An 18,142-nucleotide genomic window follows, 5' to 3' on the forward strand; every position below is an offset into this window, starting at 1 on the left:
AAAGCGAGTACCTGTAGCGGAAATCAACGGGCTTAGTTCAAAACTAAAAACTCAATATTTTTGAAATGAGCCTATTATTAAAAAGAATATTAATTTTAGCAAGGTGGATGCAATATGCGCAGCAATAAAGATAAAGAAAGAAAATCATTTCGCGCAATCGAAAAACAATTTAAAGAATTCCAGGCGGAAATTGGAATTCACTTTGAAAATGAAAAATTACTAAAACAAGCGTTTACCCATTCATCCTATGTGAATGAGCACCGGAGAAAGCCTTATGAAGACAATGAAAGACTGGAATTCCTGGGGGATGCCGTCCTCGAATTGACTGTTTCGAAATTCCTTTACCTTAAATATCCGATGATGAGCGAGGGCGAATTAACAAAGCTGAGGGCTGCGGTTGTCTGCGAACCATCCCTGGTCTCATTTGCCCACGAATTGTCATTTGGCAGCCTGGTGCTCCTTGGAAAAGGAGAGGAAATGACAGGAGGAAGAACCCGTCCGGCCTTGCTTGCAGATGTATTTGAAGCCTTTATAGGTGCATTGTACCTGGATAAAGGATTAGATACAGTTGTCGTCTTTTTGGAAAAAGTTGTTTTTCCAAAAATTGATTCAGGTGCTTTTTCGCATGTGATGGATTTTAAAAGCCAGCTGCAGGAGCTTGTGCAGCGGGATGGTGCAGGTGCAATTGAATATAAAATCCTTCAGGAAAAGGGGCCTGCCCACAATCGTGAATTTGTTTCCACTGTTTCTCTAAATGGCAGGGAACTTGGGACAGGCACCGGCCGGTCAAAGAAAGAAGCCGAACAGCATGCGGCCCAAATGGCTCTTGAAGTATTAAAAAATCATATAAAGTGAAACATTTTCTAACTCTGACATCAAAGAGCGGAAACATGAGGAGACAGAGGGGGACCAAGGTTGTTTTTAAAAAGGCTTGATGTTATTGGATTTAAGTCGTTTGCTGAGCGGATAACGGTTGATTTTGTTCCAGGCGTCACAGCAGTTGTCGGTCCAAATGGAAGCGGGAAAAGCAACATTACTGATGCCATCCGCTGGGTATTGGGTGAACAATCAGCTAAGTCCCTTCGGGGTGCGAAAATGGAGGATGTCATTTTTGCGGGCAGTGATTCCCGGAGAGCACAGAATTTTGCAGAGGTGACACTGACGCTTGATAACGCAGAACAGGGTCTGCCGATCGATTACAGCGAAGTCAGTGTTACAAGAAGAGTCTACCGGTCCGGAGACAGTGAATACCTGATCAATAAGCAAACATGCAGACTTAAAGATATTGTAGATTTATTTATGGATTCAGGCCTTGGCAGGGAAGCTTTTTCAATCATAAGCCAGGGCAAAGTTGAAGAGATTCTAAACAGCAAAGCTGAAGAACGCCGGACTATATTTGAAGAAGCGGCAGGCGTACTTAAATACAAGACAAGAAAGAAAAAGGCGGAAGGCAAGCTTTCTGAAACCCAGGATAACCTAAACAGGGTGAATGATATTCTTCATGAACTGGAAACCCAGGTAGAGCCTTTAAAAATACAGGCCTCAATCGCAAAAGATTATCTGCAGCAGAAAGAAGAGCTGGAGAAAATTGAGGTTGCCCTTACCGTTTATGAGATCGAGGATCTGCATTCAAAATGGGAGCAGCTTTCACGTCAGCTCGAGCTGCATACGGAAGATGAAATGAAGCTTTCGGCCGTTATTCACAACAAAGAGGCGAAATTGGAAGAGTTAAAGGATCATATAGCAGCAATTGATGAATCAGTCAATGATCTGCAGGATGTCCTCCTTCATGCTAGTGAAGAGCTCGAAAAACTGGAAGGCAGAAAAGAAGTGCTCAAAGAGCGAAAGAAAAATGCCAGCCAGAATAAAGATCAGCTTCAAAGAAATATGAAAGAACTTACTTTGAAGATTGCTGAGTTAATAGAACAGAAAGAAAAGCACTCGGCTCTAAAGGAGAAAGTAAAGGCAGAAGCTGTAAAGCTTCAAAAAGCATTAAAGGAAAAGCAGGAGCAGCTCAAACTATTCAGTGAAAATACAGAAGAAACAATAGAATCACTGAAAAGTGATTATATTGAAGTGCTGAACAGCCAGGCAGCTTCAAGAAATGAATTGCAGAATATTGATCAGCAGCTGAGTCAGCAGGGGCAGCGCAGTTCAAGGCTTGAAATGGATAATGAAAAATATATTGCTGACCGCAAGAAGAATGAAGAGAAAAAACAAAAGATACAATCCAATCTTGAAAACCTGCAAAAGGAATTAGAAAATCAAGTCCATTTATTCCGAAATGAAGACCGCAAGCTTGAATCATTAAAGAATAATTATCAAAAGCAGGAAAAAACCTTGTATCAGGCTTATCAATATTTGCAGCAGGCGAAATCCCGTCAGGAAATGCTTGAAGAAATGGAAGAGGATTTTTCGGGTTTTTTCCAAGGGGTAAAAGAAGTATTGAAAGCAAGAGGCAGTAGGCTGCAGGGAATTGAAGGAGCCGTTGCGGAGTTAATTCAGGTGCCAAAAGAGTACGAAACTGCGATTGAAACAGCTCTCGGCGGTGCCATGCAGCATATCATTGTACAGGATGAACAGGATGGGAGAAGTGCCATTCAATTCCTGAAAAAGAATTCATACGGCAGAGCCACATTCTTGCCTTTAAGTGTAATTAAGGGGAAGAAGCTGAATACCACGCAAATACAATCGGTTCATGGCCACCCTGCCTTTATTGGTGAAGCTGCTTCACTGATACAATTTGAAGAGAAGCACCAGCCTGCTATCGAGAACTTGCTTGGCAATGTGGTTATTGCCCGGGATCTTAAAGGTGCTAATGAACTTGCAAAGCTGCTTCAATACCGTGTGAGGCTCGTAACCATTGACGGAGATGTGGTTAATCCCGGCGGATCCATGACCGGAGGAGCTGTGAAACAAAAAAGCACTTCCATTCTTTCCCGTAAGGGTGAACTTGAAGAACTGAAGTCCAGAATTACGGATATGGAATCCAAAACAGCAAATCTCGAAAAGCAAGTAAAACTGCAAAAAAGTGAAATTCAAAAACAGGATTTACGCATTGAGCAGCTTAGAAAAACAGGCGAAGAGCTTCGTTTGATGGAACAGAAGGTAAAAGGAGAACTATTAGAAGCAGAGTTTGAAGAGAAAAGCATTAATGAGCGCCTATCCCTTTATGATATGGACAAAGCACAATTTTCGCAAGATATAGAGAAACTGCTGGCAAGAAAGAGCGAGCTTTCAGTCTTATTAGATCAGCAGAAAAAGCAAATCGCTGATCTTGATCTGGAGATAAAAGCATTAACAGAAAGGAAAAACACCCAGCAGACTTCAAAGGAAACTATAGTATCTGAAATTAATGAGCTGAAAATTAGCTTTGCTTCCAAAAGTGAGCAGCTGAACCATTCGGAGGACAAGCTGGCCGCCATAAATTCTGAGCTTGCTGTTACCCAGGAGAAGCTGAAAACCGTTAAAGAAGATTTAGAATTGCTTTCATCCGAAATGACAAACAGCTCTTCAGGTGAACAGCATCTGGAAGAAGCAGCACAGCAAAAACTGAAGGAAAAGAATGAAACGCTTGAACTAATTGCTTCAAGAAGGAATGAGCGATTAAAGCTCCAAGCAGCTTTAGAGGACCTTGAGCTTGAGGCGAAAGAATTAAAACGCCAGCATAAAGGCCTCGTAGAAGTGCTGAAAGATGAGGAAGTTAAACAGAACCGGCTGGATGTTGAGCTTGAGAATAGGCTTAACCATTTAAGGGAAGAATACCTGCTGTCTTTTGAAGCGGCTAAGGAAGAATACCCGCTGCAAATTGAAATTGAGGAAGCGCGAAAAAGAGTAAAACTCATAAAGCTGGCTATCGAGGAACTTGGCGCAGTAAATCTCGGAGCAATAGAGGAATATGACAGAGTATCGGAACGCTATGAATTCCTGCTTGAGCAAAAAACAGATCTTCAGGAAGCAAAAGATACATTATTCCAGGTAATTGGTGAAATGGATGTTGAAATGAAAAGGCGATTTGAAGAAACCTTTGAAGGGATCCGTTTTCATTTTGAGTCGGTTTTCCAATCTTTATTCGGCGGCGGCAGAGCGGATTTACGTTTGACCCAGCCTGAAGATTTATTGAATACAGGAGTGGATATTGTCGCACAGCCGCCAGGAAAGAAATTGCAGAACCTCGGATTATTATCTGGGGGAGAAAGGGCACTTACAGCCATTGCTTTACTGTTTTCCATTTTGAAAGTACGGCCAGTTCCATTCTGTATTCTTGATGAAGTTGAGGCTGCTTTGGATGAAGCGAATGTACAAAGGTTCAGCCAATACTTAAAAAGATACAGCGCAGAAACCCAGTTCATCGTTATCACCCACAGAAAAGGAACAATGGAAGAAGCGGATGTCCTTTACGGTGTAACCATGCAGGAATCCGGTGTCTCCAAACTGGTATCTGTGCGCCTGGAAGAAACCAGAGAATTAATTACTCAATAACAGGCTTAGTGCGGAACTGCGTGGAGCATTGTTCCGTACTTATACATATTGCATTAAGGAAGTGAAAATATGAGTTTTTTTAAAAAACTAAAAGAAAAAATCACAATGCAGACAGATAGTGTTACTGAAAAATTTAAAGACGGATTAACCAAAACGCGCGATAATTTTTCAAATAAGGTAAATGACCTTGTTTCAAGGTACCGGAAAGTGGATGAGGAATTTTTCGAGGAACTGGAAGAAATATTAATTGGGGCGGATGTCGGTTTTGACACTGTCATGGAACTGGTGGATGAGCTGAGAAGGGAAGTAAAGCGCAAGAATATTCAGGATCCCCGCGAGGTTCAGGCAGTAATATCTGAGAAGCTTGTAGACATTTATGACAGCGCAGGCGAAACTTCTACAGAATTAAATATACAGACAGATGGACTTACGGTTATCCTGTTTGTTGGTGTTAACGGTGTAGGAAAAACAACAACAATCGGAAAGCTTGCCCATAAGTTCAAAAGTGAAGGGAAAAATGTCCTTCTTGCAGCAGGTGATACTTTCCGTGCAGGAGCGATTGAACAGCTTGAGGTATGGGGCGAACGTGTCGGTGTGGATGTCATTAAACAGGGAGCCGGTTCTGACCCTGCAGCTGTCATGTACGATGCTGTTCAGTCTGCAAAATCGCGCAAGGCAGATATATTAATCTGTGATACTGCGGGACGTCTCCAAAATAAAGTCAATTTAATGAAAGAGCTGGAAAAGGTAAAGCGCGTAATTGAAAGAGAAGTACCTGGTGCCCCGCACGAAGTATTGCTCGTTCTTGACGCTACAACCGGACAAAATGCCATGATTCAGGCTAAGACCTTCAAGGAAGCAACAGATGTTTCCGGCATCGTTCTTACAAAGCTGGATGGTACTGCAAAAGGCGGCATCGTTCTGGCAATCAGAAATGAGCTGGAGATACCCGTGAAATTTGTAGGTTTAGGTGAAAAAATGGATGATCTGCAGGAATTCAATGCAGAACAATATGTTTATGGACTCTTTGCCGACATTGTTGAAAAAGAAGCAGAAGAAGAGGAAGTATAATAATATAAAAAACAGCCTGAGAATCGGTTCTCAGGCTGTTTTTTATATTATAGATAATAGCAAGAAAATAAAAAATAGTTTAATAAGTGTAATTTTTGGTGTAAAATTACACTGTAATGATGCTGTTCTTCATCAAGGTTAACTTCTATAACAAATTATTTTAATATCCTCAGGAACTTTTTGTCATTAAGCTGCGTCTATACAATGGAAGAAGTTATCAGGCTTGCAATAATTTATAGTTATAAAAGCTGCCTATAAATATAAAAAGCTAATACTTACGATACTTAAAGGGGAGATTGGGTTGCACGGTAAATTAAAAGTAATCATTATGGTTTTATTCTGCTTTGTATTAATGTTTCATCCATTCCAATCAGCAGAAGCAGCCGGTACAGGCATTAAAGTTACTCTCGATGAAGGCTTTGGCGGAAAAGTAAAAAGAGGAGAGGGATTTCCTCTGCGTATAAAGATGGAAAATTCAGGTGAATCCTTTAGCGGTGATTTGCTGATAAGTTACCATCCATCCTACAATACCAGTGGTGCGGTTTCTGTAAAAGTAGAGCTGCCTGCCGGAACAGCTAAGGAATATCTGGTTTCCATACCTGGAATGACGGAGGACCATCCCTCCATGTATCAGAACATTCCATTGCTGACTCTTTATGAAGGAGATTGGAAAGACGGAAAGAAAGTTAGTTTTAAAGGTGAAAATACACTAAAACCTAAATTTGTAGATATGGCTACTGAAGTAATTGGAGTTCTAAGTGAAAACTATGACCGTGTAAAAGAGCTTCGGACACTTCCTTCTAAATCGCTGTTTGAACTTAAAGGGGAAGATTTGCCGGATAATGCAATTGGGCTTGAGACACTCGATTACTTGCTTATTGATGAATTTAAGGTTTCCCAGCTCAGTGAAAAACAGCAAAAAGCTATAAGGGACTGGATATTCAGTGGTGGAACACTGATTGCCGGAGGAGGCCCGGATGCAAGCGGCTCCTATGGAGATATATATTCACTGCTGCCGATGAAATCAGAAAATGAGGCATCCGCCTCAGTCAAATTCCTGCAGCCGGAGAAGGGAGAGGAGCCAAAATTTGATGAGCTCAACTTCTTCACTGGTCCGGTTGATAAGAGTGCAGAAGTTATTGCAAAAAGCGGTGATCTCCCTGCAGCGTTGAAAAAGGAGTATGGAAGCGGGACAATTTTGCAGACAGCTTTTTCACTGGGGGATGAGCCATTATCTTCATGGCAGGGATATGACACATGGTTTGAAGGCTATATGAAACAGGCATCAGGGTCAGGCAATGGATCAACCCCCTATTCACAGGATTATCTTGATCAGCTTTATTGGGAATTTGCAGAAATAAATGAATTCTTTCCTGCATCCAATTTTTCAGTCGGACAGCTTATTGGACTTTTTGCCGGTTATATTATTCTAATCGTGCCTGTGCTTTATTTTGTGTTAAGAAAGCTTGATAAACGGGAGCATTCCTGGTGGATCATTCCTTCTATTGCCATTTTAATGGGTTCAGCTGTCTTTGGAATGGGGGCAAAAGACAGAATTTCTCAGCCGCAGCTGAACCAGATGGGGATATATAAAGTGAATAACAATCTGCTTACCGGTTATCAGGCTTCAACCCTGCTGTCAAATAAAAGCGGTGAATACATCCTCTCAATGCCAAAAGGTGAATATAATGCTGTGGTTTATTCAAACAATTCCACCTCATCTGACCCGCTTAGGGGCGGAATTATGGCTGAAAGAGTAAAAAACAATGAGATAATTTTCCCGGAGGTAGAATATTGGTCATCCAAAACCATTTACGGAAAAGCTCAAACAGAAATAAATGGGAAACTGACAGCAGATATCACCCTTAAGGAAAAAAGATTAACAGGAACAATTCAAAACCAAAGTGACTTCGATTTTGAAGAGTTATATATTTGGTCAGGAAATGAAGCAATTAAACTGGGTTCAATCAAAAAAGGTGAGACCATTATAGTAGATAAAGCCACAAAACAGTCCCTTCTGAGCAGACCGTACGGAGGAGCGTTTAATGGAGGAAATCCTGCCAATAGCCAAAATGATATAAATAAATTAAGAAGAGAAAGGCTTCAATATGCTTCCAATACATTTCTGCTCGGAGATCTTGCACAGCCAGTCCTTGCAGGAATTACAAGAGAATCTGTCATTGATGTAACCATGAAAGGGAAGAAAGCAAAACAGAATAACACCAATCTGATTGTTCAGCCATTTGAGGCCAAAAATGAGTTTTCCGGCGAATTTACATTGAAGGATGGCATGATGGCAGCTGATTGGAATGTGATTAAGGGACAGATTTATGAAAAAGGCATGGACAGCACGAGTGGTGAAATGATGCTTGAAGACGGTGAATATGAATATTCTCTAAGCCTGCCGAAACAGCTTAAAGAGAAAACCTATAAACTGGAAGAAATTTCGGTAAGGATTAATAGCCAAAACGTACAATATTCATTAAAAAACCATAAAACAGGTGAATGGCTGCCGATTGAACCGGATCAAAGGAGCTTAAAGCTGACAAGTAAAGATGACTTGTCTCAGTATGTTTCAAAAGAGGGCCGATTTGTTTTGAAGCTTATTAAATCTTCACAGGGAGATCCATTCGTTCCATTGCCGGCTGTAACAATAAAAGGGGAGGTGCCGAAATGATCGAAATATTAGATTTAACGAAACGATATGGAAAATTCACAGCACTGGATTCCTTAAATCTTACTATTGAAAAAGGCAGTGTCTTTGGTTTTGTCGGACAAAATGGTGCAGGAAAATCCACAACCTTTTCCATTTTGGCAACCCTGCTTGCCCCAACTTCGGGATCGGCTTACGTAAACGGGTATGATGTGCAAAAGGAGCCAAAGCTCGTAAGAAAGCAAATTGGCTATATGCCGGACTTCTTCGGGGTTTATGATCAGCTTAAGGCTGATGAATATCTTCACTTCTACGGTGCAAGTTACGGTATTCCATTCGCAGAACGCGAGAAGCTGATTCCGCAGCTGCTCGACCTTGTCAACTTGTCACATAAAAGAGAGTCATATGTGGACCTTCTATCAAGAGGGATGAAACAGCGTCTATGCCTGGCAAGATGTCTGATTCATGATCCTGAAGTCCTGATTCTGGATGAACCTGCATCAGGACTTGACCCGCGAGCAAGGGTAGAAATGAGGGAAATATTAAAAGAATTGAAGAGTATGGGCAAGACGATTTTAATATCTTCACATATTCTGCCTGAGCTTGCAGAAATGTGCGATACCATTGGCATTATTGATCAGGGTAAACTGGTGGCTCAGGGGTCTGTTGGTGATATCCAGTCGCAGCTCAGAGGAGAAAGACTGATTCTTGTAAAAGTTCATGGGAATGCTGAAAATGCCATCTCCTTTTTCGAAGATGATCCAAATGTTTTTAAATTATCTTTGCTGGAGGATGGGTTATCTTTTCAGTTTATTTATAAAGGGACGACTGAAGAGCAAACAGAACTTCTTAAAAGAGCCATATTAAGTAATCTGGCCATTACCAGCTTTGCAGAAGCCGAAACAGACCTGGAAGATGTCTTTATGGAAATTACAAAGGGAGTTGAGCTGACATGAAGAATTTAGTCGTAAATCCTGTACTGAATAAAGAATTTAAGCTCCGCTTCCGAAGCTTTAAAAGTTACCTCGGTGTCCTATTTTACCTCTTGGCATTAGGGCTAATCATTGTTGGATTCATTTTTATTGAATCACTGTCAAACAACATGCAGGGCTTTTTTAAACCGGAACAGAGCCGGACAATGTTTATGGTTTTATCTATATTGCAGCTTGGCTTGATTCTGTTTATTACCCCTGGATTAACAGCAGGGGTTATCAGCAGCGAAAGAGAGAGGCAGACCTTAAATATCATGCTCACGACGACTCAAAGCTCATCAAGCATAATATTAAGCAAGCTGATCTCTTCCATTTCATATTTAATATTGCTGATTGCGGCAAGTTTGCCTCTTTATAGCTTTGTGTTTTTATTTGGAGGTATTTCTCCAGGCCAGCTGCTTACGACAATGGGATTTTATTTGTTTACAATCGTGGTTTACGGAAGCATTGGAGTCTTATTTTCAACGCTAATCAGAAAAACCATTGTCTCGATGGTTACCACCTATGGGGTTACTTTATTTTTAGCAGGCGGAACGGCTTTCCTTGCTTTAATTTTTATGCAGTTAACAAATGCATATGGGTATACTGGGACTCAGCCGACGAATCCGCTGGCATATTTCCCGGCTATGCTCAATCCGGCCATTATTCTGATGAGTACCTTTGAGCCGGAAATGACCAATGAAATTACAAGATCAACAGGCATTGAATTTCCTTTATGGATTTCATACTTAATTTCATATACTTTGATTTTCATTGGAGCTCTGCTTCTTAGCATTAAAAAACTCCGTCCCAATATGAAAAAGGGTTAGTAGGTTATTCGGGCAAATCCTCCGGAGTGGGGATTGCCCGAAATTTATAATAAGGGAATGATACGGTGGAAGACCGCAATCAATATCTTAAACTCTTAAAACCGGTAAAAAGACAGCTCCTCATTCAGCTGATTGTTAAGGAATTTCAGGTATTCCTTTTAGCAGCCGCTGTCTTGGCCTTTTGTCTTATGATTTTAGCAAGAATTTTCGTTATCCCATATCTGCAAAACTATTTCCTGCTGATTATTTTGCTCTCAGCTTTTGTTGCTGCTATTCGGGTTTGGAAGAAGCGGCCTGACATAATCCAGGCGGCTTCATTGTATAACAGGTTTGTAGCGGAAGATCGGGTTATTACAGCCCATTCTTTCCTTTTGGATGATGCTGTTCTGGCAAGATTGCAGCTTGCAGATGCAGTAAAGCATATGAAAAAGGTACACCATCAGGTTTTAGGCAGAAAGAAGGTTTTCATTCACCCTAACCCTGTTTTAATGTGTTTGGCTTTTCTAGGCCTGGCAGTGCTTTTATACATGATTCCGGGAGAAAAAATGGAATTGGCACAAAAATGGGAGAAGGAAAACAAGTTAGTTGAAGAAACAAAAGAAGAACTTGAGAAAAAAGCAGAAAAAGAAAAGAATCCTGAAGTAAAAAAAGCATTAGAGAAAGCGAAAGAGAAGATTGCAGAAAAAAAGTCTGCTGAGGAAGCCTTGAAGGAGCTTGCGAAACAAACAAAAAGCCTCGAATTAAAGGCAATCAAAGAAAAAGAAAAATCTCTTAGCCTGGAAAGCATGAAAAACACCCTTGATAATAGCGGTTTAAAGAAATTAAGCCGAATGCTTGAGGAGAAGGATCTGGCTTCTTTCCAGGAAGAATTAGCAAAACTTGAGAAGCAAAAGCAAAGGAAGGAACTTAATGAAGAACAAAGCAATGCATTGAAACAGCTTACCGGCAGTGAAGGGGAGCTATCTGAAGAGGAACTGTCAAAACTTATTGAACAGCTCGAGAAGGCTTTGCAATCAGAGGAGCTCTTAAACCAGCTGGCAGCAGCTCAAAAAGCTCTTCAAAGTTCAGGTCTATCATTACAGCAGCAAATGGCAGCCAATGGAATGCCGCCTGGACAGCTTGCTTTTGCGCCTCCCGGGCAGCCGGGGGGGCAGGCAAATAATCCAAATTCATCACCGCCTGCGCAGCAGAATAATCCAAATCCGCAAAATAATAATCAAAATCAGCCTGGCAATAGCCCAAACAGCGGAAATGGCAACGGCTCCGGAAGTGGTTCAGGATCCGGATCAGGATCTGGTTCTGGTTCAGGCTCAGGCGCAGGGAGTGGTTCAGGCAGCAGCGGTCTGGGTGGAGGTGCCGGACTTGGACAGGGATCCAGGGATCTGCTCACTATTCCTTCTGGCATGGAAGGGAAGACGAATATTGAAAATGACAATGGCAGCCTGGGGCAGGGTACTTCAGGCCAGCAGTTTGAAGGGGAAGGCCCTGTTTTAAAAGGAAGTATCAGACCTTACAGTGAGGTATTTGGAAATTATGAGTCGTCATACAGGCAGAGCACCGACCGGTATAAGCTGCCGGCTGATTTAGAGGAAATCGTTAAAAATTATTTTACAAGTATAGATCCTGACAAGGAGTGACTTCAATGTCCGTAACACAGGAAAAAGAGCAGCAATTCGCACAAGCAGCAGATATTATTGCAAGAGTGAGAGATGAAATTCAATCATTTATAGTAGGCCAGGAGGAAGTAGTCGAACAAGTATTATGGAGCATTTTCTCAGGCGGCCATGTTTTGCTTGAAGGTTTGCCGGGGCTTGGTAAAACGATGCTGATTAAGACTATTGCAGAGGTACTGGACCTGAAATTTTCCCGTATTCAATTTACCCCTGATATTATGCCATCCGATATAACCGGAACGATGCTGCTTCAGCCTGATGAAGCAGGCAGGCAAACGTTCAGCTTTCATAAAGGGCCCATATTCGCCAACATCATCCTGGCAGATGAAATTAACAGAGCAACACCTAAAACACAAAGTGCCCTGCTTGAGGCAATGGGAGAAAAAACGGTCACCATTATGGGTGAAACCAAAAGAATGGAAAAGCCATTTTTTGTTCTTGCAACTCAAAACCCGATTGACATGGAAGGAACATATCCTCTGCCGGAGGCACAAACCGACCGGTTTATCTGTAAGGTGAACGTAGCTTATCCGACACAGGAAGAATTAAAAGAAATTGCCCGGAGAACTACAGGTGTGCAAAATACTCATTTAAATAAAGCGGCCGGGCTGAATGATGTAGTTGCTCTTCAGGAACTCACAAGAGAAATCCTCGTATCAGAGGATATTCTCGATTATGCTGTATGGCTGATCACTGCCACACATCCGGATTCAGAGGATGCACCGGAAACAGTAAAAGAATACGTCCAATATGGAAGCGGTCCCCGCGGACTCCAGAGCCTGATAAATATGGCAAGAGCAAGAGCATTGTGCTCAGGAAGGTACCATGTTTCAATAGGTGACCTTAAAAATGTTGCCTATCCCGTTCTGCGACACCGCCTCATTTTAAACTTTGAAGGAGAAGCTGCGGGGATTACGGCAGATTCGATTATTGAAGGTCTAATAAAAGAAAATTCCCGGGGAACTAAGAGCTGATGAACAGCCATCAAATCCTTCTTGGAAAGCTGCAGAAGCGTAAAGTTGCGGTAAAGACCAGGAAAAGAGGGTTTCATTCAGGTTCCAGGCAATCCCATAAATTCGGATCTTCCATGGAGTTTTCTGACTTCAGGGCATATCAGCCCGGAGACGATATCCGGCAAATAGATTGGAATGTCTATGGCAGAACACAAAAACATTATATTAAACGTTTCCTTGATGAGCAGGAACTGTCTATTGCTGTTTATCTGGATGCCACTTCATCAATGACCAAAATGGAAGCAAAATGGGAGTACGCCAAAGCGCTTGCTGCGGCTTTGAGCTTTATGATTCTTTCCGGTGAAGACCGGCTCCTGTTTTCACCTGTTTCTTCTGCTGGCATACAGCCTATCAAAAGAAAAGGCTCTGTTTACAGCAGGCGGACATTCATGGAAATCCAGGAAATTGAACCCTTTGCTCTGTCCAATAACTTTCTGGGCAGCTTAAAAAACACTCTTTCAAAGCACCAGCAGCTTGCTGTAATAATAGCAGATGGTTTTGAACCGCTTCAGGAATGGGAAATCCTTTTTAGGAAGCTAAGAGGGCTGAAACAGGAGTTCTGGCTATTTCAGGTGCAGGCTGATGAAGAAATGACACCGTCATATTCTGGAGATGTAAAGTTAATTGATAGTGAAACAGGGACCGCTGTAAATGTGAGCATGAGTCCTGCCGTATTGGCCGAATATGAAAAGCGCCTAAGAGAACATAATGAACAGCTTGAGGTTTTATGCAAGCGGTATGGCGGCCAATATATCTTTGCCCCTGAAACAAGAGATCTTCAAACTGTTCTTTTCAGGGATTTGTATGCGAAGGGGCTGGTCAGGTGAGAGCGATATGCAATTCATAAATCCTGCTTATTTTATTTTATCCATTTTTATCGGAGCGGTTGTCCTATTTTATTTCTTTCGGAAGCAGTATGAGGAAAAGACGAATTCATCCAATTTGCTTTGGGAACAGGTGCTGAATGAATGGCAGGCTTCCCCCTGGCTGAAAAAGCTTCAGCAGAATCTGTTATTTTGGCTGCAATTATTGGTACTTCTATTATTGATGCTGGCCCTTGTGCGTCCATTTTGGCTTGAAGATTCTTTAAAAGGAGAGCACATAATCATCATCATTGATCCATCCGCTTCTATGTCGGCTGAAAGCGGAGGGAAAAGCCGTTTTGAGATCGCAAAAGAGGAAATGCTTGATCTGGCAGGCAAGCTTAATGGCCAGCAGGTAAGCTTAATTAAAGCAGGAGAGAAAAATGAGATTCTCTTAAGCCGGGAAGATGATCTTAATGCTATTCGAAGAACCATTGAGGGGCTGGAGCTTACTTATGAGTATGAGAATATGGAAAAAGCCGTTCTTTTGGCAGGCTCCTTATCTTCAGGAAAAGACACGGCTCTTCATATTTTTTCAGACTCAGCTGGAAAGAAAGATTTAATGAAGGAATTGGCCGGTCTATATACTGTTGTACATAATATTGGAGAGAACGCAGGGAATGTGTCGCTGCAGTCGTTTGGAACAGCTGCCGCCGGTGATGGTATTTCAGCAGCTGCAGTGATAGAAAACCAGTCTTCTGGAAATATAGAGACATCTTTTACAGTGAAATCTGAGGGAGAAGTCCTGTTTGAACAGAATCTATCATTAAAAACAAATGAGGAGAAAACCGTTCAAATAAAAAATCTGCCGGAAAAACCTTACTACGAGGCAGCTATCTCCATTAGCGATGGCTATAGTGCAGATAATCATGCAGCCTCTATTTACACTGACCCAAAACCTAAGGTTTACACTTTGGGAGATGTAAATCCCTTTGCGGTGAAGGGTTTTCAAACTATTGGTGCCGAATTGCTGCAGACAGATCCGTCTGCTCTAAAGGGTTTGGATATGAAAGGTGTCGTTGTGGCGGAAGGAAGCACCCTATCGGGACTCCCGGAGCTGCCGATAATCTTTTTTAATACAAGCAAAGATAAAACAAAACTTGAAGAAGGAATTTCGGGGGACGAGGATCCTCTTTTTGAATATGCAAACTTTGAAAAGGTGTATATCAGTTCTGCATCCTCCGTTCTGAAAGGAGAATGGGAGACTGTATTGAAAAGCGGGGATATTCCTTTAGTCCAAAGGGGAATGCATAATGGGCAGCCAATTATTATCGTCAATTTTAATCTATCAGACACAGATTGGCCCCTCCTGCCCGGTTTTCCAATCTTTCTGTATAACTCTTACCAGTGGCTATCTCAGCAATCAGATTTCCTCGGATATTTCAGCTCCGGTGAAGAAAGATGGTTAAATATCGGCAATGAAACTGGAAGCTGGGAAATTTTCAATAATCAAGACGAAAATCTATACTCTCTTGATCTAAATAAGGAAACCTTTAAAGCTCCTATAATCCCAGGAACTTACCAGGCTGTATCTGGAAATCAAATTTATTATTTTTCTGTCCTTCTGGATGAAAGGGAGAAAAGTGCAGGAACCGAAGAATCCTTTACACTGAATGCTAAATCATCTGAAAAAAGCAGCATGACCCAAAGACCTAATGAAAGTCTCTGGTTCTGGCTGGCGTTCATAGCTTTAATCCTGATTGTTATCGAATGGGAGGTATATCGCCGTGGGCATAGAGGTTAAATATCCCTTCCTGTTTCTCCTCCTGATTCCTGTTGTCATAATCGTTTTTTTATTTATTCGAAATCACAGCGGAAAAGGAAATGAAAAATTTTGGATTGCCGGTTTGAGGCTGATCATTTTCTCTTTATTAATTATTGCACTGACCGTTCCTCAGGTGGTTCTTCCGGTAAAGGGACAGACCGTCGTATTTCTGGCCGACCGTTCTGCAAGCATTGGCACGAATGAGGAAGCACTTGCCTGGATAGAAAACAGCACCAGCCACAGGAAAAATGACGATCAATTCGCAGTGGCTGCTTTTGGGAAAAATGCAGTACTTGAACAGAATCTGGGCAGAAACCGTGAAGCTATAAACGAATTTAACGGAGTGGCAGAAGATTCCCAATCCAATCTCGAAGCAGGGCTGCAATTTGCCGCTTCGCTCATTCCGAGGGAGTCTTCCGGCAGAATTGTCCTGATGACGGACGGGAATGAAACGGAAGGCGATAGCCTGGAAGCTGCAGCAGTTTTAAAAAATCGGAATATCGAGATTGACCATGTGCCATTAACAACAGCAGCAGGGGACGATGTCTCAATCTCAGAATTAAACGTTCCTCCTTCACTATATTTAGGAGAAGAGGCTCCGATTACAATAGAAGTTACCAGCAACGTTGCCAAAGAAGCTGATATCAGACTATCGGTAAATCATAAAGAAGTATTAAAGGAAACCGTTCATGTGAACGAAGGGAAAAATGTTTATACGTTTACCCACAAAGCGGATACCGCAGGGTTAACGGTATATAAAGCAGAGATAGCTGCAGAACGGGATGCCTACTCTGAAAACAATGCACTTCACTCAGTTGTGAATGTAAAGGGTACCCCTAAGGTTCTGATCGTACAAGGAGAGGAAGCTGGCGATCTTGCAAATCTTTTAAAAGGTTCAGGCCTGGAGACAGACATCGTTATCCCAGAGAAGCTTCCGACCGTACTCTCAGGTTATTTGCAATATCAATCGATTATTTTTAATAATGTCCCTGCAACTGTTATCTCAGAGCAGCAAATGATCTTGATGGAGAAGGCAGTGAAAGAATTCGGCACTGGTTTTATTATGTTTGGCGGTGAAGAAAGCTTTGGGCTGGGGGGCTATTTTAAAACTCCGATCGAGAAATTGCTTCCAGTGGATATGGATATCAAAGGCAAGAAAGAAATGCCTTCCCTAGGTCTTGTGTTAGTTATGGACCGTTCTGGAAGCATGGCAGGAAATAAAATTGAATTGGCGAAAGAGGCGGCAGCCCGTTCAGTTGAACTGCTGCGTGAAGAAGATACACTCGGATTCATTGCATTTGATGACCGTCCATGGGAAATCCTTGAAACTAAGCCTCTCAAGGATAAGCAAAAGGCAATTGAAAAAATCAAATCCATTACACCGGGCGGGGGGACAGAAATCTTTACCTCTCTGGAACAGGCATACAGTGAGCTTGAAGATTTACAGCTGCAGAGAAAGCATATCATTTTACTGACAGATGGCCAATCTGCCACAAATGGAGACTATGAGCTTTTAATTGAAAGCGGGAAAGAGAAGAATATCACTCTCTCAACTGTTGCTCTTGGCCAGGATGCTGATAGAGGGCTGCTGGAAGAACTTGCGGGAATGGGGTCTGGGCGTTTTTATGATGTTACAGACTCTTCCGTTATACCAAGCATTTTATCACGTGAAACCGTAATGGCTACGCGAACTTATATCGAGGACAAACCTTTTTACCCAACTATCCAGCCTTACCCTGACTGGTCCTCTCTTTTTGAAAAAGGTGTGCCCGAAATGAATGCTTATATAGCTTCCACTGCTAAGCCGCGGGCACAGGTGCCGCTGTTAAGTGAAAAAAAAGACCCGGTACTTGCTGAATGGCAATATGGAATGGGATGGACAGCGGCCTTTACATCCGACATCTCAGGCAAGTGGTCGGGAGAATGGGCAAGCTGGGAAAAGTGGCCGACCTATATTAATCAGCTTGTTACTAAAACACTGCCGCAATATGAAAGTGAACCATACAGGGTTGATGTTGAGAACAAGGATGGTAATACATTGCTCAGCCTGGAGTCTGCGGCAAGCATTTCTTTGCCTATTGAGACATCCATCGTGTCTGAAACAGGTGAACAGATAAAAGCCAATATGAGGCTTACTGCGCCAGGTAAATATGAGGCGCTGATGCCTGAAAATGCGGGTATGTACTTTTTAAATATTAAACAGACAGATCAGAATGGGAATATTCAGGTTCATCAGACCGGTTTTACCATTCCCTATTCTGAGGAGTATTTGCAAAAGGGAACAAATAATGAGAATTTGCAGTCACTCTCAAAAATGACTGGAGGCAAGATGCTCACGAGCGGGGAAGAAGCATTCCGGCCGCTGAAAAAACCGGCAAGCACCAAACAGCCAATCAGCGAATGGCTGCTTCTCGCTGCATTCCTGCTCTTTTTTTCAGAAATCGCAGTAAGGCGCTTTGGTCTAACGGGTCTTGCAGCGGGAATTTTGAAGAAAAACAGAAATAAGAAGGAAACGACAGAGGCTCCTATGAAAATTCAAAACCTTAAAGCTTCCAGGGAAAAACATTCTCCTTCCATGCAAAAGGCTGGTAAACTTATAGGGGGAAATCCTGTAAAAGAAACACCGGATAAAACAAAAGAAAAGAAGAAACCAAACCGGCCAAAACCTGCAGCCGAACCCTCGCTGAAAGAAAGAGAAGAACGCATGAAAAGGCTTCTGGATGCAAAAAACAGGAAAAAGTAAGTGGGATTTTCAATACAGTAAGCTGGATTAAAAAAGTATTATAGATCGCTGAGTTGATTGCAGCGGAGGGCACTTGAC

11 protein-coding genes are annotated in these 18,142 nt (G+C 42.1%); all 11 read left to right on the top strand.

Going from position 1 to position 18,142, the window contains the following annotated elements; all coding sequences use genetic code 11:
• The first annotated feature begins 114 nt into the window (after nt 1–114).
• The 11 genes from rnc (at nt 115) to CHI10_RS00420 (ending at nt 18,064) form a co-directional block, all read left to right on the top strand.
• Nucleotides 115–855: a ribonuclease III gene (rnc, locus tag CHI10_RS00370; protein WP_095242323.1), complete on the top strand. Its 741-nt coding sequence runs from the start codon at nt 115–117 to the stop codon at nt 853–855.
• A gap of 60 nt (nt 856–915) precedes the next feature.
• A complete protein-coding gene (smc, locus tag CHI10_RS00375; RefSeq protein ID WP_095242324.1) occupies nt 916–4,482 on the top strand; it encodes a chromosome segregation protein SMC in 3,567 nt (1,188 codons plus the stop codon).
• A 69-nt stretch (nt 4,483–4,551) separates the two neighbouring features.
• Entirely contained in the window at nt 4,552–5,553 is a 1,002-nt protein-coding gene (ftsY, locus tag CHI10_RS00380; protein ID WP_095242325.1) for a signal recognition particle-docking protein FtsY, read from the top strand.
• 301 nt (nt 5,554–5,854) lie between these two features.
• Entirely contained in the window at nt 5,855–8,230 is a 2,376-nt protein-coding gene (locus CHI10_RS00385) for a hypothetical protein (protein WP_095242326.1), read from the top strand.
• Nucleotides 8,227–9,162: an ABC transporter ATP-binding protein gene (locus CHI10_RS00390; RefSeq protein ID WP_095242327.1), complete on the top strand. Its 936-nt coding sequence runs from the start codon at nt 8,227–8,229 to the stop codon at nt 9,160–9,162. The genes CHI10_RS00385 and CHI10_RS00390 overlap by 4 nt, the downstream gene beginning before the upstream one ends.
• Entirely contained in the window at nt 9,159–10,007 is an 849-nt protein-coding gene (locus tag CHI10_RS00395) for an ABC transporter permease (RefSeq protein WP_095242328.1), read from the top strand. Before CHI10_RS00390 ends, CHI10_RS00395 begins: the two co-directional genes overlap by 4 nt.
• A gap of 65 nt (nt 10,008–10,072) precedes the next feature.
• Nucleotides 10,073–11,644, top strand: a complete 1,572-nt coding sequence (locus CHI10_RS00400) for a hypothetical protein (protein ID WP_286136584.1) — start codon at nt 10,073–10,075, stop codon at nt 11,642–11,644.
• Nucleotides 11,645–11,649: 5 nt separating this feature from the next.
• Nucleotides 11,650–12,654 carry an AAA family ATPase gene (locus CHI10_RS00405; protein WP_095242329.1) on the top strand — a complete coding sequence of 335 codons (1,005 nt, stop codon included), beginning with the start codon at nt 11,650–11,652 and terminating at the stop codon, nt 12,652–12,654.
• Entirely contained in the window at nt 12,654–13,520 is an 867-nt protein-coding gene (locus CHI10_RS00410) for a DUF58 domain-containing protein (protein WP_095242330.1), read from the top strand. Before CHI10_RS00405 ends, CHI10_RS00410 begins: the two co-directional genes overlap by 1 nt.
• A gap of 7 nt (nt 13,521–13,527) precedes the next feature.
• A complete protein-coding gene (locus CHI10_RS00415; protein ID WP_095242331.1) occupies nt 13,528–15,300 on the top strand; it encodes a vWA domain-containing protein in 1,773 nt (590 codons plus the stop codon).
• Nucleotides 15,284–18,064 (top strand): VWA domain-containing protein, encoded by a 2,781-nt coding sequence (locus CHI10_RS00420; protein WP_095242332.1) that lies wholly within the window; start codon nt 15,284–15,286, stop codon nt 18,062–18,064. The genes CHI10_RS00415 and CHI10_RS00420 overlap by 17 nt, the downstream gene beginning before the upstream one ends.
• Nucleotides 18,065–18,142 lie beyond the last annotated feature (78 nt).

The sequence above is a fragment of the Bacillus sp. 7894-2 genome (assembly GCF_002272225.1).
GTDB lineage: Bacteria > Bacillota > Bacilli > Bacillales > Cytobacillaceae > Cytobacillus.